This window comes from Fischerella sp., from assembly GCF_013388695.1.
Taxonomy (GTDB): domain Bacteria; phylum Cyanobacteriota; class Cyanobacteriia; order Cyanobacteriales; family Nostocaceae; genus PCC9605.
This window is the reverse complement of sequence record NZ_JACAEU010000136.1, coordinates 1-25,239: the sequence shown is the minus strand read 5'-3', so window position 1 is coordinate 25,239 and position 25,239 is coordinate 1. Positions and strand designations below refer to the sequence as shown.

Genomic DNA, 25,239 nt, shown 5'->3' with positions numbered 1-25,239 from the left:
TTCTCCCCCTCTCCCCCTCTTAATTTCTCCCTCTCCCCTTCTCCCTCTCTCCCCCTCCTAATATTTCCTTCTCCTATGTTTGCTAGCTGCCGCCGGCGATCTTAAATCCTTCCGCAATTGGGCCTAAAGCCAAAACAGGGAAGAAAGTGAGTACACCTAAAATCAAAATTACGCCAGCTGTGACGCTAGTAAATAGCAGAGTATCAGTTCTGAGCGTGCCTGGAGATTCCGGTACTGTTTGTTTGTGAGCCATACTGTCAGCTAACAGCAGCATGGCAATAATCGGAACGTAGCGCCCTAGCAGTAAGCTGGGAATGGTACTTAAATTCCACCACAGAGTACCATCTGCTAAGCCTTCAAAGCCAGAGCCATTATTCGCACTTGCTGAGGTATATTCGTAAACGACTTGGGAGATACCGTGAAAACCAGGGTTAGTAATACCAGCCAAGGTTTGTGGAAAGTACAAGGTAATGGCACTGGGAATCAAAACCGCTATTGGGTGAATCAGTAAGACTACGCTGGCCAGAACGATTTCCCGCTTCTCGATTTTTCGCCTCAAAAACTCTGGAGTGCGTCCCACCATCAAACCTGTCAAGAATACAGTGATAATTAAATAAATAAACAGGTAGGCGGTTCCTGTTCCTTGACCTCCCCAAATGATTTGTAAGAACATATTTAATAAGGTAGAGAAACCTCCAGTTGACATCAGGGAATCGTGCATACCGTTGACAGCACCAGTCATGGTAGCAGTGGTGGCTACTGCCCAAAACGCAGTCATGATTGAGCCAAAGCGGATTTCTTTACCTTCTAAATTTGGTTGTTCAAATCCCAAAGTGGCATTAACCAGAGGATTGCCTTGATACTCGCCGATCGCTGTTATACCCACTAAAATCAAAAAAATCACACATACCATCCACCAAAGCAGCCAAGCTTGTTTGATGTTCTTCGCAAACAATCCATAGGTGTAAATCAACGCCGCCGGAATTGAAAGCATGGCGATCATTTCGATTAAGTTAGAAGCGCCATTAGGATTTTCAAAGGGATGGGCAGAATTAGCAGCAAAAAAACCACCACCGTTTTCGCCCAATAGTTTGATCATCTCAAAAGATGCCACCGGCCCTCTGGCTATATACTGGGTTGATCCTTCTAAAGTGGTGACAATTTCAGGTGCAAGTAATGTTTGCGGTATGCCTGAGATAATTAAGGCGATCGCCCCTACAAAAGATATTGGCAGCAATATCCGCGTAATCGCGCGGGTAATATCTACGTAAAAATTTCCTAACGGTCTGCCTGTTAAGCCGCGAATAAAGGCAATACCTACTGCTAACCCAGTTGCGGCTGAGGTGAACATCAAAAAGCCCAAAGCTGCTGTTTGACTGAAATAACTTAAAGTTGTCTCAGGAATGTAGTGCTGTTGGTCGGTATTCGTTAGAAATGAAATTGTTGTGTGCAGTGCTAAGTCCCAGCTAGGTGCTTGAAAATTCATCGGATTGAGAGGCAAATATCCCTGATATTTGAAAATCAAGTAAACAACAACGCCCATCAAGAAATTGCTGCCTAGCACTGCTCGGATATACTGCCAACAGGTCATATCCTGTTTCCAACGTACACCGCCTAATATGTAAATAATTCGCTCGATCGGATTCAATACGGAGTCAAACAGCGTTCTTTCGCCTAAGAATACACGTGCTATGTATTTTCCAAAAAAAGGAGTAATTGCGATTAAAATACAAAGCGTTAACCCAATTTGCAAAAAACCTTGTGCCATGTATTTGATGCTGAATTATAGTTTGTTCGGCTTCACTACTAGAAAGCCAATTTTATGAATAACGCTTGATTTCTTCTAAATTTATTGATTTCCTGCAATTGAGTGATATCTCATCACCTCAACTTCTCAATCTGCATTGACTAGTTATGATTCTTACTAACTTCCAGATTATTCTTAGGTGAATTCTTTTGTAAGAATACTTAAAATTTCACATTGTTTATCTCCCATGAGTTATATTATTATAATTTTTACTCGCAATCAATCTATTATTGATGTTTGCTACTTTGAAATAAATAACCCTCCTTTTTGAGTTATTATACTCAAAATAATACATGAGTTAGTATTAATTTACACAACATAATCTATCATATAAATATCAAATGTCACATAGCGAATTTGATAGGCGTATGTGGTTAGAATGCTCATAAAAAAAGTAAATAGTTAAAGAAGACAAGAGAGAAAGCTTAATTCCTTGTGCTCTTAATCCCTAGTACAAAGTGGCGGAAATAAAACTACTATTCCAAATTGACAAAAGCCTACAACAGGAAGCTTTTTGAATGCGTGAATGCGTGACTTCCAAGGCAGCGGTACTAGTCCCCTGTTTATCTATGGTCAATTTTCAAAAAATAATTCACATCAGGTGTAAATTCTCTACGCACTTGCTGAGAACTTTTCGTTTGATTTTTTTACTTTTGATATCCAGCCTTTGTAGTAATTCAAAATCTGGGAATAGGCAATTGTGTCTTCAGAGATCACTTCAAAAAACGAAGGTAGGAAGCGTTGGAGAAATAAGCTGTGTAAAATTTTGGCTATTCTTTGCCGCAACAAAAACTCAATGAATAATATCTTAGATGAGGGAAAAATATAGTCGCTGAGTTCCACCAAGGCATTAACATCTGGCTGACGGCGAATAGTAAAGTGTTCAATAGCTGCTGCAAAATTGTCAGAATACTCTTAGCTAGCAGAGTTCCACTAGGGCCAGTGCCAACAATGACAACTTTCTTGCCCATGACTTTTACCTCCAAATTTTGTTTTTTATTAGCTGGTAGTTAGTGGTTAGTGGTTGGTGCTTGGTGGTTAGTAGGGGCGCTGTTACGTTCGCCTGTAAAGTAGTTGGTTGGAAAAATACCAAACAACAAACAACCAACAACAAATAACCAACAACATTTACATCATATTGATAGGGTCTACATCTATAGTCAAACTCACAGACTTCGGACAAAGTTGATGCACTTGTTCCCAGTCTGGTAACTGCGGTAATGCATCGGGGGCAAATTTCAGCATGATTTGCCAGTGATAACGATTTGCTACCCGTAAAATACTAGCTGGTGCCGGGCCCAATATATCTAAATCTTGCTGTTGCGACAAAGCTGTTGCGATCGCCTGGGCTGTATTCTCTACTTCAATTGGATCTAAACTGCTCAACCGCAATAAAATCAACCTGCCGTGGGGAGGATAATTCAGCGCTTGCCGTTGTTCTAGTTCTGCATTAATGAAAGAGTGATAATCGTGATTTTGTACCGCTTCTATCACCGGATGTTCTGGGGTATAAGTTTGCACAATCACCCTTCCTGGATCTTCACCTCTACCAGCACGTCCAGCTACCTGAGTTAGGGTTTGAAACGCTCGTTCGCTGGCACGATAATCAGATAAATGCAACAAACCATCAGCGGCGACAACTCCCACAAGTGTCACCTGTGGTAGATCCAATCCCTTGGTGAGCATTTGCGTACCCACTAATAAATCTGCTTCGCCATTGGCAAATTGGCTGAGTAGGTTACGGTGCGCTCCTTTGGTGCGGGTGGTATCGCTATCAAAACGGATAATACGCAATTCGGGAAATTGCCTTGCTAACTCCTGTGCGACTCGTTGCGTACCGCTACCAAAGAATTTTAAGTAAGGGGAACTGCATTCTGGGCAATTTTTGGGATGCGATCGCGCATAATTGCAGTAATGACAGCGCAACATTTGCGGCGCTCCTTCTTCAGTGTGGTGGTACGCTAGCGATACATCACAGTGCGGGCACTCTAGTACAAATCCACAACTGCGGCAAGACACAAAAGTACTGTGTCCGCGTCGATGGATAAATAAAATTCCCTGCTGACCCCGTTGTTTCAATTGTTGCAAAGCTTCTTGTAGAGATCTACTAAATATAGAACGATTTCCCTGCTGCAACTCTTGCCGCATATCCACCACTTCTACTGGTGGTAAAGGGCGAGAGTGGATGCGTTCTGGAAGAGACAAGTAATGAGAAGTGGGGGATTGGGGATTGGGGAACTCGGGGCCCCCACGACCACAGGGAGTGGGGATTAGGGGCAATGGGGATTGGGCATTGGGAAAAGACAAGGGAGAAATATTGCTTCCTTGTCCGTTTTCCCTGACGCTCATCCAACTTTCCAACGATGGCGTTGCTGAACCCAACACTAAGGGACAATTTTCTAATTCTGCCCGCCACTGAGCAACAGTACGAGCGTGGTAGGTGGGAATGGGAGAATCTTGTTTAAAGCTGCTGTCGTGTTCTTCATCTAATATAATTAAGCCCAAGTTGGGCAAGGGAGCGAAAACAGCACTGCGCGTCCCGATGACTACTTGGGGTTCCCCTGCGAGCATTTGCCGCCAGGTGTCGTAACGTTCTCCCGTTGAGAGGGCGCTGTGGTAAACACTAACTTTGTTGCCAAACCGGGCGCGGAAACGATCGGTTAGCTGGGGTGTAAGCCCAATTTCCGGCACTAAGACGAGGGCGGATTTACCTTGCGCTAGTAAAGGAGCGATCGCTTGTAAATAAACTTCTGTCTTCCCGGAACCAGTCACGCCATGCAGCAGTACTGTGGCATATCCATCTAGTTCCTTGATCGTAGACAATGCCTGAGACTGGGCGAGGCTTAAAGATTTTGGTTGATCTGCTGTTACTGTTGGGCCGCGATCGCTTCGTAAGATTTCCCGTTCTTCAATGACAATACAGCCCTTCTCCTCTAGCCTCCTTAAGGTAGGGGTAGTTGTGTTGCAAATTTGCAGGAACTCCGAAAGCCACAATTCACCACCATGACGCCTTAGCACTTCCAAAATTTCTCGTTGACGTTTATTGAGATCGATGGGCGGTATGCTGACAATTAACGTTACTACTGGTTTAGTCTGGGGGCGGGAATATCTGGGCATTTCTATATAAGTTTCCACCCAACCGCGTTGGAGTAATTGCTTCTTGCCCCGATCAAACCCTTTGATCTGGCGTCTCAAGAATTTAAAGCTATAGTCTCCACTACCCTGAGACTGGAGGATTTTGAGAATTTCGCGGGCTGCTAAACCAACAAATTCATTCGCACCGCTGGGAATATTTTCTGGTTTGAGGCGCAGACGAGACTGCGATCGCCCTAACAACCCTGGTGGTAAAGCAGTGCGAATGACTTGGATTAGGGGAGTGTAATAGTACTGCGACACCCTTTCTAGTAATTGCCAGTAGCTTTCTCGAAAAAATTTCGGATGGATAACATCTTCTACATCCCTAATTTCTGCGGGTGCAAGATTAGCAGGGGGTTGAGCCAGCAAACGAATAGCTATTCCTCCCACTAGTTGCCTGCCAAATGGCACACTTAAAATATCCCCTAGTTTTACTTCTAACCCTGCTGGCAATCGATAGGTATATAGTTTTTCTTCCTTTTCTCCTTCTTCTGGTTCTGTTACAGCTTCTTTTGCAATTCCTGGACAGTCTACTAGAACTTCAATCCACCGATTTTCATTCGTGTTATGGTTATACGATTCTCCGGCTTGGGCAACGACCAAAGGAGGTAAACTTAGGTCATTAATATACATAGTTCCTCAATTTATAGATAGATATTTATCTTTCCTAGTTGCTGAAAATTTCTTTGCTCATTAAACTATAACTGTCTGTCTTACGACGTTGAAAATGTAGTTCGCAATACTGTCAACAGACATAATACTTGATAAGTTTCCTCTTATGTAATTCCAGCAAAGGAATTAATTTTATCTATATGCAGTAATACGTATTTAAACCAGACCGGACAAAATCAATCTCTTCTGCCTTTTTCAAGTTATTTTTCTCTGTATGCTAAATAGGTAAGGGAGCTTTTCTCCCTATTGATAGATATTAAATGCTCTCAGTATATGAGATGCTTTTTATCAAGCAAGGGATTGCCATGCCTTTTGCTGGGGAAAGTTATCAAGTATCTACAACCCCATCAGTAAGATTCTGTTATGTTCAAGAAATAGCAATGCATGACAAGTAAATTAGCTTAAAAAAATACATGAAGATTTAATAATTTAGAATTAACTAGAATAAGTTTTATATTTGTTAAGTTTGAGCAATTTTGATTGAGGGGGTTTGACATAGTTTGTAATTGAGAAAAAAAATGAGGAATAGTATGGATAGCCGAATTGAAGATGGAAGTTGGAATTACAACTTCCAACATTTCTGAGGAAATGTATCTATCTGTAACTAACAAAATCAAGTCACCAATAGTGTTTCCTCTTGTTATGTTCGGTGAACTTGAGTAATGATAGGCAAAGACTGATGTTCGGGATGGTCTAAAGTTAGCAGAAAATAGTTTTTACCATAAAACAGGTGCATTTGTAACTTATAAAAACTAAAAAGCATCTTAGAGCAGCTGTCACTAATTATGTATGAAACCAAGCAACAATCCCTACAAGAAGCTATGAATATTGCTGAATTGGGAACAATGGAAATAATAGAAAATGCTGCTGAAAATGAAGAACAAATTCTTGATGGTTTAGACGCAGTAGTAGATGAAGAAACCCCAATTGTAGAAAATCTGGAAATAGATGGACGCGATGGGGATGCAATGGCAGCAGCACGACCTTCGGGATACAACAAAACCGAATATGATGATGCTGTGGGCGCGTTTTTTAAAGAGATGGCGCGTTACCCTTTGCTTAAACCAGATGAAGAAGTAGAATTAGCGCGGCGAGTGCGATTTTTAGAGGAAGTAAATGAAATACAAGCTTCCTTACGAGACAATCTAGGATATCAACCTACCAAAGCAAATGTCGCAGAACATTTAGAAATAACAGAAAAGCAGTTAGAAAATCGTTTGTATCAAGGCAGGGTAGCGAAACGCAAAATGATTCGTTCTAACCTACGCCTTGTAGTATCAATAGCCAAACGATATCTAAATCGTGGAGTGCCTTTTCTAGATTTAATCCAAGAAGGGGCAATGGGTTTAAATCGTGCCACAGAAAAGTTCGATCCAGATAAAGGATATAAGTTTTCTACATACGCTTATTGGTGGATTAGACAAGCTATTACAAGGGCGATCGCTAACGATGCACGCACAATTCGCTTGCCCATCCATATTGTTGAAAAACTTAACAAACTTAAGAAAGCACAACGAGAACTCAAACAAAAGCTAGGACGCAATCCCAACGAAATAGAAATGGCGGAATGTTTAGAAATTCCGCCACAACAATTACGTCAACTGCAACAACTACGACGTCAAGCTTTATCCCTCAATCACCGTGTTGGTAAAGAAGAAGATACGGAATTGATGGATTTGCTAGAAGACGACGATAACCTATCTCCAGAGGCAAAAATGAATGAAAGCATGATGCGCCAGGAGATTTGGGAAGTACTGGGCGATGTACTTACCCCAAGGGAGAAAGATGTAATTTCACTGCGATATGGATTGACAACCAGCGAACCCTGTACTCTGGAAGAAGTTGGCAACATGTTCAATCTTTCCCGCGAGCGAGTACGACAGATTCAAAGTAAAGCCATGCGAAAACTGCGGCGTCCCCACATAGCTAAACGCTTAAAGGGTTGGCTAGTTTAAAAAGTCAAAAGTCAAAAGTCAAAAGTCAAAAGTTAAGAACCTTAAACTATTGACTTATGTATTAACGTCTATGGACTATGGACTATGAACTATTGACTATGGACTCTTGATTAATGACTTCGCGTAGCGATTTAATATTGCGACTGGCCGAACCAAGTGATTGCAGTGCGCTGTTTGACTTAGTTCAAGCGCTAGCAGAATACGAAAAGTTATCTCATGCTGTCACTGGCAACCCTTCGGCCTTAAAGGAGCATTTATTTGGCTCCCCTAAATATGCTGAAGCAATACTAGCAGAATATACAGGGCAAGCTGTAGGTTTTGCCCTATTTTTTCATAATTATTCAACATTCCTCACAAAACCAGGAATATATCTTGAAGATATATTTGTATTACCAGAATATCGGCGCAAAGGTGTTGGCAAAGCTTTGTTGACTAAACTTGCTCAGATAGCAGTAGAGAGAGATTGCGGACGTTTAGAGTGGAGTGTGTTGGATTGGAACGAGCCAGCCCAAACATTTTATCGCCGTATGGGAGCATCAATTTTACCGGATTGGCGAATTTGTCGCGTCACGGGAGAGGCGTTGATTGAGTTGGGGAGATGGGGAGAGTAGGAGAATAACTGCTAACTACTAACTACTAACTACCAAGCACTAACCACTAACCACTAACCATTATCCAACTTTGACATCCTGTCTTTTGACGAACAAAAGCCGTGAATCCGAGAATTGGTAAGGACTATGGACTTGTTAAGTCTTGTTGGAGAGGAAACACGGAATGAAAAAGATTTTGTCAGTATTATTGCTTGGCATGACCATCTTAACCCTTGCCTTCAATCGCCCTGCTTTAGCAGCAGATGTTGCTAGTGGTGCCAAAGTTTTTGGTAGCAATTGTGCTGCTTGTCACACTGCTGGTAAGAACCTAGTTCAAGCAGATAAAAACTTGAAAAAAGAAGCCTTGGACAAGTACGGGATGTACTCAATGGAGGCAATTATTGCTCAAGTGACAAATGGCAAAAATGCTATGCCTGCTTTTAAAGGTCGTTTAAAACCAGAACAGATTGAGGATGTAGCAGCCTACGTGCTAGAACAAGCTGATAAAGGTTGGAAATAATCGGGATGGGCAATTAGAGGCTAGAAATTAGGGAAGAAACTTACCTAATTTCGCCTCTTGCAAAAATTAGCTGAATGAGTATTTGAAACTACAGAAGCACACATACACACACAGATAAATTGGTTTATGTGTGATTGTCTGTAGTAGTTAACCACACGAACTTTGCGGTGTTTGTAGTGAGCGCTTTAGGGCTCAATTAAGTACGCTTAGTGCTTACTATAGGGCTAGTATTTGATTTTTGAAAAGATACGTAGTACGTAGGTGCGTTAGCCTTTGGCGTAACGCACCATTCTATGTTTTTGGTGCCGTACTCTCGCCGATCGCACACCCTACGTGTACTTAGATTTTTTCAATCATCAAACCGGATTCCTATACGAACCTAGCAAAGTTGACTTGCTAGACTAGTAGTTTCATGCCAAATCCGCGTCTAAAGCGTTCACTGCAAGCTCTTAAGATGCACATTTTAGAATCTTGATACAGCATGGGTTTTAGAACTCCCGAAAAATGTGCTTCTTAAATATACTCCGCCGAAATGGTCATACTTCCATCACAACTGCCCAAAGATTTCTCTAAACATGAGATTGACAAACTCCTTGCCCTTGTGGAATGAAACAGCCCTGCTTTTTAAGAGGAGTTGGGGGGATCATCTATAATCCTGCCTCTGAATTTGTCGCAGACGAGCAGCATCACGCATATCATATTCAGGGCGACAAAAACGATTTAACTGCGCTTCAAAAAATTCCCGATTAGCTTGTAAATGCTTGGGATTTGGATCGTCTAATGGATATAAAAGCGCAGTTCGCAAAGCTTGAATTACCGCAGAAGTGACATTGTACATTGAGCGTTGGAAACTAATTCCCAACTGAATCAACATATCATCTTCACCCCGGCAATATTGCTTGTAATAATCTACAAGATATTGAGGCAAGAAATGCAACATATCTTGCATCAAAAGTGTTGGTGGGATGCCCGCAGTCCCAACAGGAAATACGTCTGCATATAAAATACCATAGTGGAAATCTTCTTGCCGATCGGGAACTTGCCTCGCTTGAGCATTGTAAGACTTTGTACCCCGGAAAGGAGCAGTACGATAGAAAACAGCTTCTACGTAGGGCAATGCCGCTTCGTAAAGCCAGGTGAAACCCTTAGATTTGGGGATAATTTCGTAGCATTCCCCACGAATATAAACATGATGGTAAATGGGACGACCGGCGATCGCAAAAATTCCATTCACCAAAAAATTCATGGCATCGGGGACGCCTTTAAATCCGCCTTCGTCATAGATGTCTGACATTTCAAAGAAAACCGGCGCCATGACTTCCCAGAACAAACCGAGATTAGCGTAGTAAGACATCTGGCGGCACTGCTCCAAAAACATATCTGGAAACAGTTTGTAAAGTCCCAGCATTAAGGGATTACCTTTGAAGTATGCCTTAATTGCCCGATCGGCATTTGCTTTGTACTCTTCACTATCCAGATAAGCGTCAAATTGGTTCACTGGTGCGTACATATGTCGATGCCAAAGCATCGCCCGCATACAAGCTTCGGCAAACTCCATATTGATGCGATCGTGAAACCAGTGATGGAACAACTTTGGCATTTTGAAAGTTTCGCCCTTTTCCATAAATGCCAACAGTTCCGGATGGGCAGTCGCTTCACCGCGCCAAATTCGTAAATCGGCGTCATCACCAGCATAATGATTATGCCGCTCTAAATACTCTTTAGAAATGAAATATTTAAAAAAGGGAAATGGATCTAAAAAAACCTGTTCGGCAATATAAAGCAAATCGCGCCAGTAGAAATCCATCGGCACTGCATAAGCTTTATAAATGCCGATAATTTGCATCAAATTTTCTGGCGTATCCGGTAACATTGAACCGCCTGCTTCTAAGCGGTGAATTACTTCTGCAAATTCATGAGTAGAAGGCGGTAATTTAGTTGTAAGTTTATCTGCGGTTTGTATCATTTATCATTTCCCTTAAATAAATCACAATTTTTTCAACACTACAAAAAAGCTAGTACCGCTGCCTTGGAAGTCAAAAGTCAAAAGTCAAAAGTTAAAAGAATTATTTTTTCCTCCACTCCTCTACTCTCCTCCTCATTCTTTGAGGGCTAGTTGAGGATTGACAGTTTTTTCCAAAGGAGGAACTGCTGCAACCATCGCCGTTGTTGTTGGTTCAGCCCAACGCACCAACCAGGTGGGTTGTACTCCTAAGAACAAGATTAAGCCTGCTAAGATCAGGGCTGGCATTTTTTCATGCCATTGCACTCGCGGATAGTAGGCGAGATTGTTGTCGAGTTTGCCAAAACAGGTGCGGTTAAGCAAGATAACGAAGTAGACAGCAGTTAAACCAGTCGCCACTACACATAATAGAGTGGGGATGGGAAAGACGGAGAAACTGCCTTGGAAGACGATAAATTCAGCGATGAACCCTGTCATACCGGGAATACCCGCGCTAGCCATGCCGCCTAAAACTAGTAGGGCGCTAGTCAGGGGTAAACCGCGTATGGGACTCATTAAACCATTGAGGACATCCAACTCGCGGGTTCCAACCTTGGCTTCTACGACTCCTACTAAGTGGAAGAGAATTGCAAGGATAATACCGTGGCTAACCATTTGGGCAACTGCACCGACGAGGGCGAGGGGTGTACTAGCAGCAGCAGCTAGGAGGATGTAGCCCATGTGACCGATGGAACTGTATGCCACCATCCGCTTGATATCTTTTTGAGCGATCGCAGTTACTGCACCATACATTGCACTAACTGCACCCCAAATTGCTAAAGTTGGCGCCAGAATACTCCAAGCTTCCGGAAATAGCGCCATCCCAAACCGCAAAACTCCGTATGTGCCCAACTTCGCCAGCACCCCACCAAGAAGAATAGCAATAGGGGCAGAAGCTTCTACGTAAGCATCTGGCAACCACGTATGCAAGGGAATTAAGGGAATTTTGATACCAAAACCTAGTAAGATTCCTGCTAGCAGGATGATTTGTAATGTTGTAGAAAGGGCTTGGGTAGAAAGCGCATCATAATTAAAGCTGGAGGAACCAGTCAACCAGACAATGCCCAAGAAGGTAGCTAGAATTAAAGCTCCTGAAACAGCAGTATAAATCAGGAATTTGATCCCAGCATAGCCTCGTTTTTCACCACCCCAAATGCTAATTAGCAAATAAAAGGGTATTAATTCTAGTTCGTAAAACAGGAAGAAAAGCAGTAAATTCTCTGCTAAAAAAGCACCGGCAACCCCTCCACTAACAAATAAAATCAGGGAATAGAAAAGCCGAGGGCGTTCAGTTTGCCGACTGCTGCTGTAAATAGCAATCCAAGTGAGCAGACTATTTAAAACCAGCAACAAAATAGAAATTCCATCGACTCCTAGCTGATAACTCAAACCAAGAGTTTCATTCCAGGGTAAATACTCTTGTAATTGCATTCCTGGATTGTTGATGTCAAATTTAAGTAAGAGAAAAAGATTCCACAGCAGAACTATTCCAGAACAAAATAATGCTCCTAAACGAACACGATTGGCAGGAATAGTTCCAGGTAATAATGCTATAATCGCAGCTCCAAAAATTGGCAGCCAAATTAAAACGCTTAACATGGTAATTGTTAGTTAGTAGATAGTAGATAGTAGATAGTAGTTGGTAGTTGGTAGTTAGTAGTTTGTTGTATTTCCCACTAACCACTAACTACTAACCACTAACCATTCGCGAAATTAAAACATCATTTCTAAAACCTGATTTCCCCAGTATTGCCACGTAACAAATATTCCTAAAACACCTACTCCTAGCAATACGGTAAAAGCATAAAACTGGGTTTGTCCGGAGGTGCTGTACTTAAGACCTTCGCCACCACCGATAGAAGCTAAACCAACCAGATTAACAATGCCATCGACTACGAAGCGGTCAACAATATCGGCTAGTTTAGAAATAAGGTCAACACTCAAAACAATACTCATCCGATAAAGTTTGGGGGTGTAAAAGTCGTAGGCAATCAAATCTTGCAAACCTTTCCAGGGGAGGCGAATCGGTTTTGGCACATTGCCCAGATAAATTACGCCACTGATGCTACAACCGAAAATACTCGACCACATTAGAAGTAGTGCGACATCTTTATTTAGGTCTGCCCAACTGGGTAGAAGTGATAAGCTTTGCAAAATTAAGGGAAGATGAAGGGTAAAGCCCATCAAAATAATCATGGGTAGCGCCATTTGCCAGCTAACTTCGGGCGAGCGCTCACTCATTTGCTTGGGTTTGCCACCAAAGATTTGACAGAATTCCCTCGTTAAACTAAAAGCTGTCAAAGCATTTACGGCAATTATTACTCCTACTAGCCAAGGTTTAGTTGCCCACAGTCCATCCGCCAGTTTCAGCAATGCCCAAAAACTACCCAAGGGCGGAAAACCAATTAACCCCAAAATTCCGACTACATAAGCTAGTCCAGATACCGGACGGCGTGACCACAGTCCGCCTAAGTGCGTGATGTTTTGGGTAATGCTGTTCCAGACAACGGCACCTGTACTCATCACCAACAGCGCTGCACTCAAAGCGTGGGTGAGTACTAGTAACAGCGCTGCTTCATCTTGCTGTGTACCTACGGCGATGAACACCAAACCCATGTAAGCACTAACAGAATAAGATAAGCAGCGTTTAATATCAACTTGGGCGATCGCAATTAAGGAAGCACCCACCGCAGTCACCGCACCAATACCTATCATTGCAGAGGAAACTATGGGCGAGAGGCTGAAAACAGGTTGCAATTTAATTAACACCCAAGCACCACTGGCAACTACTACTGAGTTACGCAAAATTGTGCTGGGAATGGGCCCTTCCATTGCTTCATCCAACCACAAATGCAGAGGAAACTGGGCGCACTTACCCATCGGCCCTGCAACTAGCGCCAAACCTACCTGTGCCATCAGTGTCGAGTTGACGTTAGCAGTAGCTGCCCACTCTGCTAATTCCGTATAATTCCAAGTTCCTGCTAGAGGCCATATTGCCAACACACCCATCAGCAGAAATAAGTCTCCTACCCGTTTAGTTAAGAATGCATCTCTAGCACCCGTAACTACCAAAGGTTGGCTGAACCACAACCCAACTAACAAATAGGTTCCCAGAGTCAGGACTTCCAAAATTACATAGCTGAAGAATAAGTTATTGCACAGGGCAAGGGCACACAATCCAGCTTCAAACATTCCCAACAGAGAATAGAAGCGTCCCCAACCCCAGTCCATCTCCATGTAGCCAATGGCGTAAATCTGTGCTAGCAAATTTAAGCCTGCAATCACAACCATTGCGCCAACACTGATTGAAGAGATTTCTAAATCAATGGAAAGGTTTAAACCGGCAGTACTCAACCAAGGTATAGATACCTGATAGGCGGGCTGATTCCAAATCGCTGGAAATGCCAAAGCCGCATGAACAAATGCAATAAATGTCATGATTAAATTGACATAACCCGCCGGTCTTGGCCCCGTGCGCCGAATAATTCCCGGCGACCAAGGAACCGCTGAAAGCCCGCCGATCAAGGCATATAAAGGTACTAACCAAACGGTCTCAAGCAAGAACTGAGCCATTAACTCACCTCTAGATTTGCAGCAAAACAAAGAGCGGTTGTCAACATGCAACCATTACTTCCAGACAACGCAGGTATGAAAATGAAAGCAAAATTAATTTTTGTTTAATCTTATTAAAAATAGATTAGCTTTATGTGTCTCAAAAGGGAATTACTTGATATAGACAATTAAGCGATGCTTGCTCTAATAAATTCTTATATATTTGATTTCAATAGTTACTATTACGTTAAATCTATGTTGCATATAATCTTGCAACATAAATTTTCTATCTCTCTTCTCGTCTTTCCTCTTCTCTCACTCTCCCCCCTCCCTTGTCCGATCCATTGACAGTTGACTCATCAGCAAGAAATCATGGCTAAAAAAAATCGTCACCAACCTTCAGCAGTAACTAAGCCAGATACAGACGACTTCTATCACCAACCTGGAACTATACCGGGAACCATTATCATTGATGCAGATGCGCCACCGTCAACAATAGTGTTAATCGACTATAACCAAACTGATGCCATCCATAAGCAAGTAGAAACCCCAGAAGAGTGTGCTCCTTATCTAGATACTGAGTCGGTAAGTTGGGTCGATGTAAGTGGTTTAGGTAGTGAAGATATTTTGCAAAGATTGGGTCAGGTTTTTGATTTACATCCTTTGGTGTTAGAAGACATAGTTAATGTGCCGGAACGTCCAAAGGTAGAGGATTATGAAGACCAATTAGTTATTATTGCGCGGATGGTGATGCCAAAGAAGAAAAAAAATCATGGCTTTCATAGCGAGCAAGTAAGTTTAGTGTTGGGAAAACATTACTTGCTGACAGTTCAGGAGGAACCAAAACGGGATTGCTTTGAATCAGTGCGATCGCGCATTTTTAAAAATAAAAGCATCATCCGCAAGCAAGGAGTCGATTATTTAGCTTACACTCTTTTAGATGCAATTATTGATGGCTTTTTTCCAGTCTTAGAAAATTATGGTGAGTGGATTGAAGATTTAGAGGAAGAAGTCATCATGAAACCTACCCGCATAACGCTAAAAAAAATATATAGAGTTAGACGAGATTTACTGCAACTGCGTCGTGCTATTTGGCCTCAACGGAATGCGATTAATTCCTTAATTCAAGACCGCAGTGAACTAATCAGTGAGGAGGTACGAGTTTATTTGCGAGACTGTTACGATCATGCCGTGCAAGTGATGGATATGGTAGAAAATTATCGGGAAATTGCATCTAGTTTAATGGATATGTATCTCTCATCTTTAGGTAACAAAACAAATGAAGTTATGAAACTGCTAACAGTAGTTTCATCAATATTTATTCCCTTGACTTTTATTGCTGGTATATACGGGATGAACTTTAATACAGAGAAATCACCATATAATATGCCTGAGTTGAATTGGTATTGGGGTTATCCTGTTTGTTTGGCTTTGATGGCAATAATTGCTATTAGCTTGTTATTAATTTTTTGGCGAAGCGGGTGGATGACAAATGATTCAATCATTGACAAGAGTAAAAATTCTAGCAATTATAAATGATTTTTGGTAGCCAAACATGTTTATCTAATAAATCTAGTTTTGTGAATTCAGCATTACAGTTCCTAACTCAAAGAGAATTGTTATATAGCTGTATATTGGTCAGCATTCACACATTAAAATATTTAGAAGGAGTTAATATTTATGGTAGCAAGAAACGAAAGTAATTTAATTTTTTTGACGCTATATATTATCGGCGTCACATATACATTTACAAAGATGATCGAGTCCATCGACGATAAAATTAAGTTTACCTTTCAAAAAGCAGCCGTCGATGAACAACTGAAAGATCAAAACCTCCAAGATGATATTGGTATATCTTTTAAACTTAGTCCTTCACACTTTATTGATGAGTTAAAAGAATTAACTGTAAATATTGAGAATAAATCTAAGAATCTTGCTCTATACGTAGACTGGGACAATTGCTCTTTGGTAGTTGAATATAATAAACAATCGCGGCGAGTTATTAGGAAATCACCAGATCTGACTCGTGATTTAGGCGTACCGCAAAGCCCTAGTCTAATCGCTCCCACGAAAACGCTGTCAGCAGCGGTGACAGCTGAAGATGTTTTCAAGCTTGATGAGTTAACAAAAACATACCAAACTAATACTCCTTTGATTAATATCAGTGCCTTGGAAAAAAGTCCAGTCAAAGCACAAAGAATTTTATTCAGAAACTTTATAGAAAGGAAAGTGGAACTGGAATTTTCCTTGCAATTGGTATTAAGGATATCCGAATTGCGAGTAGGTCTGGCTCCTGGTGAAAATAAACCACCCCTGTGTATTATCAATTGTCCCTTCATAGTTAAAAAATTACCTTGGAGTTACGCCATGCCTTGGAATAGAAGACGATGATTCTTGATTGGAAAAAGGGACAAAAGGGAAGGGAAAAGCTTATTTTCACAAGCAGCTGGTGATACCTACTTGAATCAGCGATGCCATCCAAGACTACACTGGATATAAGGAGAGAGTTGGCGTAGGCGGTTGCAGACTAGTCAGTTTATGACTGGTTTGAGGAAAGTCCGGGCTCCCGAAAGACCAAACTTGCTGGGTAACGCCCAGTGCGAGCGATCGCGAGGATAGTGCCACAGAAACATACCGCCAATAAGTCATTTGTCAATAGTCATTAGTCATTTGTAAAAAACAAAGGACAAAGGACAAATGACAAAGGACAAAATTGGTAAGGGTGCAAAGGTGCGGTAAGAGCGCACCAGCACGACCGAGAGGTCGTGGCTCGGTAAACCCCGGTTGGGAGCAAGGCAGATGGAACTATGGTTGGTCTTTTACCAGTTCCGCGAAAAAGAGCCGCTTGAGGCACCTGGTAACAGGTGTCCCAGATAGATAACCGCCCTCTACAAAAGAGAACAGAACCCGGCTTACTACCGACTCTCTCCCTAATTTTGTCATTTGTCATTTGTCATTTGTCCTTTATTCAAAGTTAATGGCTAATGACCAATGACCAATGACTAATGACTAGTGACTATACTAATGACCCTCGCTTATCCACGCCGTCAACGACAACTTGAAAGTTTAGTCAGAAAATTCGGTTTGCCAGCAGAAGCACCGATTCAGTGGCACCTGCTGGACTTAGCATTGACTCATCCCACTGTCTCGGAGTCGGCAAATTATGAACATCTCGAATTTGTGGGAGATGCAGTGGTGCGGTTGGTGGCGGCGATTGTGTTGTGGGAGAATTACCCAGATTGTCCAGTAGGGGATTATGCAGCAATTCGTTCGGTGTTGGTAAGCGATCGCATTCTCGCTCAGCTAGCTCGCTCCTATGGTTTGGAACTATACTTACTTGTTGCTGGCAGTGCTACTGCTGATAAAGTTGGTCAACAGTCAAGACTAGCAGATGCCTTTGAAGCAGTTCTGGGAGCACTTTACCTCAGCACTAATAATTTAGATCTGATCCGTCCTTGGCTAGACCCTCACTTCAAAGAACTAGCAGCAGAAATTCGCCTCGATCCAGCCAGACTTAACTACAAAGCTGCCCTGCAAGAATGGACTCAAGCTCAGTTTAAAGTTTTGCCAGAATATCGGGTTGTAGAAATCAGTCAACCGCATAACAATCAAGAGCGTTTCATTGCTCAAGTATGGCTGCACGGACAAAAGCTTGGTGAAGGCAAGGGGCGCTCGATCAAAGCCGCCGAACAAGCAGCAGCAAAAGTTGCTTTTTTAACAATAGATCCCCATAAAAACACTGAACTCGAAAGGTAATAAATAAGCTGATAATCAGTTAGTTGTTATTTGTCCTTTGTCATTGGTCATTTGGTAGTGACCAATGACAAATGATCAATGACCAATGACTATTAACAAACAACTAATGACTAATAAAATTAATATTGCTGTTGTTGGAGTTGGACGCTGGGGCAAACATTTGCTGCGAAATTTTCTAGAACATCCCCAAGCAAAAGTTGTAGCAGTAGTAGACCCAAATCGAGAACATTTGGCAACAATAAAACGACACTATATTTCAATCAACAATATAGATGACGAGATACTATTTACACATGAATGGCAAGCAATAAAGCAACTAGCAAATTTAGATGCAGTAGTAATTGCTACACCAGCTAGTACTCATTACTCCCTAGCTACTGATGCATTAAATTGGGGATACCACGTTTTAGCAGAAAAACCTTTAACTTTAGACCCAAGAGAATGCTGGGAACTCTGTCAATTAGCAGAAAAACAGCAACGGCAACTCATGGTTGACCACACCTATTTGTTTCATCCAGCAGTTGAGCGGGGACACGCTGTAGTTGAGGGAGGAGATTTAGGTAATTTACGCTACGGCTATGCCTGTCGCACCCACTTAGGGCCAGTCCGCCAAGATGTTGATGCACTGTGGGACTTAGCCATTCATGACATTGCTATATTTAATACCTGGCTGGGACAAAAACCTGTGAGCGTGCAAGCAATGGGTAGGGTGTGGCTACAGTCGGGAGTGGGGAGAAATGTAGAGACGCGCCATGGCGCGTCTGGGAGAGGGACTCCCTCTCTTTCCGATCTGGTTTGGGTGACACTAACTTACCCTAATGGTTTTCAAGCTTATATTCACCTATGTTGGCTCAATCCAGATAAACAGCGACGGCTAGCAGTTGTGGGTAGTCGTGGCTGTTTGATTTTTGATGAAATGTCAGCCACATCACCTTTAACTGTGATGCATGGTGAATTTGAAGTGCAGGGAAATAAATTTATGCCTGTAAATCAAAGGCAACAAGTCTTGCAAATAGAAACAAGTGAACCATTAAAACGAGTTTGCGATCGCTTTCTTCGCTGCGTCCACAGCAACACTCCTTGCATGGTTTCATCTGGCTGGGTAGGCACAGAGTTAGTAGAAATTCTCACTGCCCTTACAGAATCTCTCAACCAGGGTGGCAAACTTGTTTTTCTGGACAAAAATCGGTAGTGACTCTTGAGTCTAGAGTGAGAGAGGATATAGGAACAATTTCGCTTTTTACCTCTTCCTTGGCTTCCTCTACTTCATGGCATGGGGTTGGGGGACTTTGGGGTGCCCACACAATCGGGTTCGGGGACTTTGGGGTTCCCACACAATCGGGTTGGGGAGAAAGACTTCCGCAAGGTGCTGCCTTCCCTACTTCCTCTTTCTCCTGAGAGACATTTATTAAAGGTAAAGTAATTTTAACTGTCGTACCTTGATTGATCCCATTACTCTCCAGAGTAATGCTGCCTCCCATAAGTTCGATCAAGTTTCGTGAGATCGCCAATCCCAGTCCCGTACCGCCAAACTTGCGTGTAGTACCGTCATCTACCATTACAAACGGACGAAATAGTTTTTGTTGTTGGGCGGGATCGATACCCACACCTGTATCTCGAACTGCGACAGTCACCTGAGATTTACGATCAATATCTTGAATTTCTGTGCTGATTGTGATGCTGCCTTCTTCAGTGAATTTAGTTGCATTGCCAATGACATTAATCAATACTTGTTTCAGCTTGGCTGAGTCTGCATTCACCAAAATTGGCTCGCTCATCTGCTGAGGAATATTTAACTGCAAGCCTTTTTGTTGAATATTTACTGATTGTAAATTAATTACCTCCTTGAGTATTTTTTGGAGGTCAATTGGTTCTAAGGATACCGATAGTTTACCAGCTTCTATTTTAGAAATGTCGAGTAAGTCATTGATGATGCCTAGTAAATGAATTGCTGTGTCATCAGCACGTTTAAGAAACTCTAATTCTTCTTCTCGGTCATCACACAAACCATCTCGAACTACGCGAACGCAGTTAATAATAATATTTAATGGATTCCTCAATTCATGGGAAGTTGTCGCTAAAAATTGGCTTTTACTTTGGTTAGCTGTTTTAGCTTCTTTCCATGATCTTTCCACTTCCTCTGCCCAAGCTTTAAGTCGTTCTACCATTTGGTCTAGTGCTTGTGCAAGTTGATTGAATTCCCGGATTTTGAAATTACCTGGAACTGGTTGTGCTGTGTGGTGACTGTGGAGATTCAAAGCATAGTCTCGCAGTTCTTCAACGGGAAGTGCTAGGCAACGAGCTACATATAAAGAAGCCAACACACTTGCGCTAATTAAACCTACTGTCAAAACAACGAGAATGAGTTTGAATTGCTTTAAATCATACAAAGCATTGTCCAGACTAGTAACCGCTAAAATCACCCATTTTTGCTGCTGTCCTTTAATTAGGGGAATGTCGATCGCGGTATAACCAGCTAGTAATTCTTTCCCATCTGTTCCAAAAAACAAATGCAGAGAATCTTGTTTTCCTGCAATTGCATTTTTGACGATCATTTTGAGTCTGGAAGCATCTATATGCTGAGCAATATTAGTCCCAATCAAACTCGCGATTGGATGTGCCCAGATTGTCCCATCTTCAGCAATAACTACTGTAGAACCTGTCAACAACCCTGGTTTTTGATTCGTTTGTTCGTATAATAAAGCTGACTTCAGACTCAAGATATAACGTAATCGACCAGCACGATCATAGACAGGTGCTGATAATAATAATTCCAGTTTATTTTGTGTATTTCTTTTGCCAGTTGTTCCTGGAGTTGGTGGCAATATTGTTTCCACCGTAAATTCTGCATTGGAGAAAGAAGATTTCCATTCACCAATTGGTTCGTCGCCACAAGTTGTGGCAACAATTTGACTGCTTTGGTGATTTGTTAATTGTATGCACTCAATTTGTATGGGTTGCTGTTGCGCTAGCCGACTGAGAAATTGCTGGATTTGGGCAGGTGTTCCTGACTGAATAATCTGTGTTTGAGTAGCAATTAGTAAGTTACTTTTTAAAGTAGAAATTCTATCGACAATTTTTTCTCCCTTGATAATGGCACTTTCGGTTAAATTTTGACGAGCAGTTTCTAGCAAACTATTGCGTGCTTTTTTATAAGCTACAATTTCTCCTATTAACAAAACTGGAACAGACAATAGCAAAATCTTTGATACTAAAATCCGCCGAAAGGATGATTGACGCTGCTTAGCCATTGGCACTCTCACTTGGCATATGCAAACCACAATAGCAACGATATGCAATTAGACTAGTTGATATTATTAAGCTATAAATGTTTGTTGTTGCCAAAAATTTTAAACTAAAAAACAGTTTAATAGCAAACAAATAGATAGTATTTAAATATTGAGAGCAACTAGTTGCGATCGCAACTCCGATTCCATGCCAATCAAGTTGTAAGGTCTGTTGTAAACAGGGGTTTGCCTGCATCATGGATTTTGAGAATAAACACTCAGTAAATATATATAAAAACTATTGAAACAAGCAATGGTGCAACACCGACCTCATACTACTGTAGTTTTGGCCATGAGTGCAGATGGCAAGATAGCAGATGTTACGCGATCGCCAGCTAGATTTGGCTCAAAAACTGATAAGGCACACCTGGAAAAACAAATTGCTGCCTCTGATGCGGCTTTATTTGGTGCTGGTACTCTCAGAGCTTATGGTACAACACTAACCGTATCGCATCCACAATTGCTGCAAAAACGAATACAGGCTGGTAAACCTCCCCAGCCGATTCATATAGTAATTACACACACTGCTAACCTAGATCCGGAAATTCGTTTTTTTCAGCAGCCAGTGAGGCGTTGGTTGCTTACTACAACCACAGGGGCAGCTTTTTGGCAAAAACGCCCGGAATTTGAGCAGATTTTAGTCTTTGAAACTTCAAGAGGAAAAATTGATATTGCCGCTGCCTCACAACACCTATTAACTTTGGGTATAGCACAATTGATAGTAATGGGCGGTGGTGAATTAGTTGCCTCAATGTTGGAATTAGATTTAATCGATGAATTCTGGCTAACCGTCTGTCCGTTGATTATAGGCGGTGCGAATGCACCCACACCAGTGGAAGGCAGAGGATTTCCACCACAGTTAGCCCCTCGGCTGCAAATAGTAGAAGTTTATACTGTTGAGCAAGAAGTCTTTCTTCACTATCGAATTTCTCGTGGAGAGGGTTAGTGGTTAGTGGTTAGTAGTTAGTGGTTAGTGGTTGTAGAGACGTGCCATGGCACGTCTGTACATTGGTTAGTAGTTAGTGGTTAGTGGTTAGTGGTTGGTGGTTGGTGGTTGGTGGTTGTTAACTATGCCCAATCCCCAATGCCCACTCCTCCTAGTGATTTGCTGCAATTATTAGTAGATTGGATTACTTTAAGTAAAGCTGTCTTTAATTTTTGTTTCGGAAGCCCGCGATGGTGGAACAACTAAAGCCTCGCTACTCTGTTGCTTGGATTAACAAAATCGCCGAAGTCCCCCAAACAGCCTGGGATGCTTTAGCGTTGCCACTCAAAACCCCGTTTTTAGAGTGGGAATGGCTAAACAACTTGGAAACATCTGGTAGCGCCACAGCCAAAACTGGTTGGTTGCCAAATCACCTGACTCTATGGCGAGACAGAACACTCATTGCTGCTGCTCCACTTTACTTGAAAGGCCATAGTTATGGCGAATTTGTATTCGATCACCAATGGGCTGACTTAGCACAACGCATCGGTATGGACTATTACCCAAAACTGCTGGGGATGACACCGTTTACTCCAACCGAAGGCTATCGATTTTTAATTGCAGCCGGGGAAGATGAAGATGAAATTGCCGCGATGATGGTTTATGAAATTGATGCTTTCTGCTTAAAGCACCGCATTTCTGGTTGTCATTTTCTTTATGTAGATCCGCAATGGCGTCCGGTTTTAGAACGCCAAGGTTTTACTGCTTGGTTGCATCACAGTTACATTTGGCAAAATCTTGGCTTTCAAACCTTTGATGATTACTTGGCAGTATTTAATGCTAATCAGCGCCGCAATATTAAGCGCGAACGCAAAGCAGTCGAGAAAGCTGGTTTGCGACTGCAAGCTTTGACAGGGGATGAAATCCCTAAGTCATTGTTTGGGCTGATGTATGAATTTTATGCTGACACCTGCGATAAGTTTGGCTGGTGGGGTAGCAAGTATCTGACGAAGCGATTTTTTGAGCAGCTACACGATAATTATCGCGATCGCGTGTTATTTTTCGCCGCATATAGCGAACAAGATCGGCGTCAGCCATTCGGGATGTCTTTTTGTCTGTATAAGGGCGACAGGATGTATGGGCGCTATTGGGGTAGTTTTCAAGAAATAGATTGCTTGCATTTTGATGCTTGCTATTATGCCCCGATTGAGTGGGCGATCGCTAACAATATCCAAATTTTTGATCCTGGTGCTGGCGGACGACACAAAAAACGCCGGGGTTTTCTTGCAATGCCTAACCACAGTTTGCACCGTTTTTACAACAATCGTTTGCAACAAATTTTGTGTGCTTACATTAATGAAGTGAACGAGTTGGAACAGCAAGAAATTGAGGCAATAAATGCAGAATTGCCGTTTAGTCGGAAATGAAGTTAAGAAAAACTAACTACATAAACAACAGAAGGTGCTGAGCAAGATAAGAATTACACTTGAGAAGGGATAAAACATCCCTAAACAAAGTTGATTTTGATCGTGACTATGGGTTTGGATTTGGAAAAGTTAGCAGCAATAGATGATAAACTTTCTCATCGCCATCTTGACCTTGATCCCAGTGGCTACTTCATTATTTATTTGGAGCGAGAAACTGGGTTAATTTGTGCCAAGCATTTCACAAATGTAATTGATGAGCGTGGTTTAGCTGTCGATCCAGAAACAGGGAAAGTGATTCCCGCACGGGGAAAAGTAGAACGAACTCACACAACAGTATTTACCGGGAGGACAGCAAAAGAACTGTGCGTTCGGATTTTTGAAGAAACAAAGCCCTGTCCAGTAACTCAGCTAGATCATGCGGCCTATTTGGGTCGAGAATTTGTCCGCGCTGAGATTGCTTTAGTGACAGGGCAAGAGTATGTTCAAGATTAGTTGTTGGTTGATAGTAGTTAGTAGTTAGTAGTTAGTAGTTAGTAGTTGCTTTTTTACCACTAACCACTATCCACTAACCACTACCCATTAGAAGATGGTTGAATAGCCAGGTAAATGTAGTAAGTTGCCATCGGGATAATCGTGGCGGCAATTAAAAGCCCTACTACCCAAGCAATAGCGTTACCTTTTTCTTCTGCTTCTGTTTTCTTAAAGGTGCCTTCTACCTGCACTTTTTCAACAGTTTGGGGAGGGCCGGGATCTGGTTCACCAGACAACACAGCTATTAGGCGATCGCTAGCATCTAAAAACGCTTGATTGTATTTGTCGCCGTCTCGCAAAGGTGCCATGAGGGTTTCATCTGCAACACTTTTAGCAATTTCGTCCTTCAGCAAAGACTTCACTTGCTCACCAGTAATAATGGCACTACCGTTAGTAACGGTATCAATCATCAATAAAGCTTGATTTGCTTGCGCTTCTGTTGTGGGAAACCATTTTTCAAACAATGCTTTAGTAAAGCTCTCCGGTGTTTCACCATAGTCTAAGCGACGCACGGTAACAAATCTAACTTCATTTCCGGTTTGCTTAGCTAATTCCTCCAAGCTACTGCTAATTTTAGCTTCATTGGCGCGGCTAATGACTTCAGCTTCATCCACAACCCAGGTATTGGGTGTGAGATTGGGGATTTGATACACACCTGTAGCGAAAGCAGGTGTGGCAAATAGGCCAGAAACCAGAATCATCATTACCAGTGGCAGAATTAGCCATTGGATATGTTTTTTCCAGTTAAATACTTGGTTGAGGAGCTGTTTCATCGGATTGATTATGTTGATATAAAGACGTGCTTTCACCAAAAATACTACACAAGTATTGACCAAGTCTCGTCTTTCAACTGGTTTTTTGTGGGAAGCTCAATCAATTTAATATTTTTCTGTATAAAAAGTTCGTAGTAAGGGCTTTAGCCCTTTTTTGAGGACTAAAGTTCTCACTACGAACCTTTAATTAAGTAGGTCAGCACAAATAAAGCTAACTAGTTAAGATCGTCATTTGTCCTTTGTCATTGGTCATTGTTAAAGCTTTCAAGCGTGTTTATGTTTCGTAACATAGTTTGATTTATTCCCA

The 25,239-nt window shown here is 42.0% G+C and carries 18 protein-coding genes and 1 other RNA gene; 11 read left to right on the top strand and 8 right to left on the bottom strand.

Going from position 1 to position 25,239, the window contains the following annotated elements; all coding sequences use genetic code 11:
* Positions 1–82: 82 nt before the first annotated feature.
* The 3 genes from kdpA to priA form a co-directional block, all read right to left on the bottom strand.
* Positions 83–1,768 (bottom strand): potassium-transporting ATPase subunit KdpA, encoded by a 1,686-nt coding sequence (gene kdpA, locus HXY43_RS18365; protein ID WP_290885752.1) that lies wholly within the window; start codon positions 1,766–1,768, stop codon positions 83–85.
* Between the two features lie 809 nt (positions 1,769–2,577).
* The gene (locus HXY43_RS18360; protein ID WP_290885749.1) at positions 2,578–2,778 is read right to left on the bottom strand and encodes a hypothetical protein; all 201 of its coding nucleotides are present in this window, start codon (positions 2,776–2,778) and stop codon (positions 2,578–2,580) included.
* A gap of 157 nt (positions 2,779–2,935) precedes the next feature.
* Positions 2,936–5,575: a primosomal protein N' gene (gene priA, locus HXY43_RS18355; RefSeq protein WP_290885745.1), complete on the bottom strand. Its 2,640-nt coding sequence runs from the start codon at positions 5,573–5,575 to the stop codon at positions 2,936–2,938.
* Positions 5,576–6,399: 824 nt separating this feature from the next.
* On the opposite strand from priA, the gene HXY43_RS18350 reads away from it, so the two are divergent.
* The 3 genes from HXY43_RS18350 to petJ all read left to right on the top strand — a co-directional run bounded on the left by HXY43_RS18350 (position 6,400) and on the right by petJ (position 8,679).
* The gene (locus tag HXY43_RS18350; protein ID WP_026734798.1) at positions 6,400–7,569 is read left to right on the top strand and encodes an RpoD/SigA family RNA polymerase sigma factor; all 1,170 of its coding nucleotides are present in this window, start codon (positions 6,400–6,402) and stop codon (positions 7,567–7,569) included.
* A 113-nt stretch (positions 7,570–7,682) separates the two neighbouring features.
* Positions 7,683–8,180, top strand: a complete 498-nt coding sequence (locus HXY43_RS18345) for a GNAT family N-acetyltransferase (protein ID WP_290885738.1) — start codon at positions 7,683–7,685, stop codon at positions 8,178–8,180.
* 163 nt (positions 8,181–8,343) lie between these two features.
* Positions 8,344–8,679, top strand: coding sequence for a cytochrome c6 PetJ (petJ, locus tag HXY43_RS18340; protein WP_026734796.1), 336 nt, complete (start codon positions 8,344–8,346; stop codon positions 8,677–8,679).
* Between the two features lie 643 nt (positions 8,680–9,322).
* Here the strand turns inward: petJ and HXY43_RS18335 are convergent.
* From HXY43_RS18335 to HXY43_RS18325, 3 genes are all read right to left on the bottom strand, one after another.
* Entirely contained in the window at positions 9,323–10,645 is a 1,323-nt protein-coding gene (locus tag HXY43_RS18335; RefSeq protein WP_026734795.1) for a CO2 hydration protein, read from the bottom strand.
* 132 nt (positions 10,646–10,777) lie between these two features.
* Positions 10,778–12,280, bottom strand: a complete 1,503-nt coding sequence (locus HXY43_RS18330) for an NADH-quinone oxidoreductase subunit M (protein WP_290885721.1) — start codon at positions 12,278–12,280, stop codon at positions 10,778–10,780.
* 114 nt (positions 12,281–12,394) lie between these two features.
* A complete protein-coding gene (locus HXY43_RS18325) occupies positions 12,395–14,254 on the bottom strand; it encodes an NAD(P)H-quinone oxidoreductase subunit F (RefSeq protein WP_290885719.1) in 1,860 nt (619 codons plus the stop codon).
* A 351-nt stretch (positions 14,255–14,605) separates the two neighbouring features.
* On the opposite strand from HXY43_RS18325, the gene corA reads away from it, so the two are divergent.
* The 5 genes from corA (at position 14,606) to HXY43_RS18300 (ending at position 19,181) form a co-directional block, all read left to right on the top strand.
* Positions 14,606–15,772, top strand: a complete 1,167-nt coding sequence (corA, locus tag HXY43_RS18320; RefSeq protein WP_290885706.1) for a magnesium/cobalt transporter CorA — start codon at positions 14,606–14,608, stop codon at positions 15,770–15,772.
* A 141-nt stretch (positions 15,773–15,913) separates the two neighbouring features.
* Entirely contained in the window at positions 15,914–16,624 is a 711-nt protein-coding gene (locus HXY43_RS18315) for a hypothetical protein (RefSeq protein WP_290885703.1), read from the top strand.
* A gap of 111 nt (positions 16,625–16,735) precedes the next feature.
* An RNA gene (gene rnpB, locus HXY43_RS18310) (RNase P RNA component class A) lies at positions 16,736–17,164 on the top strand.
* A 93-nt stretch (positions 17,165–17,257) separates the two neighbouring features.
* On the top strand, positions 17,258–17,989 hold the full coding sequence (rnc, locus tag HXY43_RS18305) for a ribonuclease III (protein WP_290885764.1): 732 nt from the start codon (positions 17,258–17,260) through the stop codon (positions 17,987–17,989).
* A gap of 106 nt (positions 17,990–18,095) precedes the next feature.
* Positions 18,096–19,181: a Gfo/Idh/MocA family oxidoreductase gene (locus tag HXY43_RS18300; RefSeq protein ID WP_290885699.1), complete on the top strand. Its 1,086-nt coding sequence runs from the start codon at positions 18,096–18,098 to the stop codon at positions 19,179–19,181.
* Here HXY43_RS18300 and HXY43_RS18295 read toward each other — a convergent pair.
* Positions 19,138–21,240 (bottom strand): ATP-binding protein, encoded by a 2,103-nt coding sequence (locus tag HXY43_RS18295; protein WP_290885696.1) that lies wholly within the window; start codon positions 21,238–21,240, stop codon positions 19,138–19,140. The genes HXY43_RS18300 and HXY43_RS18295 overlap by 44 nt on opposite strands.
* Before the next feature lie 289 nt (positions 21,241–21,529).
* Here HXY43_RS18295 and HXY43_RS18290 point away from each other — a divergent pair, with 289 nt between their 5' ends.
* From HXY43_RS18290 to HXY43_RS18280, 3 genes are all read left to right on the top strand, one after another.
* Positions 21,530–22,222, top strand: coding sequence for a RibD family protein (locus HXY43_RS18290; RefSeq protein ID WP_290885761.1), 693 nt, complete (start codon positions 21,530–21,532; stop codon positions 22,220–22,222).
* 230 nt (positions 22,223–22,452) lie between these two features.
* Positions 22,453–23,628: a GNAT family N-acetyltransferase gene (locus tag HXY43_RS18285; RefSeq protein ID WP_290885758.1), complete on the top strand. Its 1,176-nt coding sequence runs from the start codon at positions 22,453–22,455 to the stop codon at positions 23,626–23,628.
* Positions 23,629–23,736: 108 nt separating this feature from the next.
* Positions 23,737–24,120, top strand: a complete 384-nt coding sequence (locus tag HXY43_RS18280) for a DUF4346 domain-containing protein (protein ID WP_290885755.1) — start codon at positions 23,737–23,739, stop codon at positions 24,118–24,120.
* An 80-nt stretch (positions 24,121–24,200) separates the two neighbouring features.
* Here the strand turns inward: HXY43_RS18280 and HXY43_RS18275 are convergent, their stop codons facing one another.
* Positions 24,201–24,932: a TPM domain-containing protein gene (locus HXY43_RS18275; RefSeq protein ID WP_290885694.1), complete on the bottom strand. Its 732-nt coding sequence runs from the start codon at positions 24,930–24,932 to the stop codon at positions 24,201–24,203.
* Positions 24,933–25,239 lie beyond the last annotated feature (307 nt).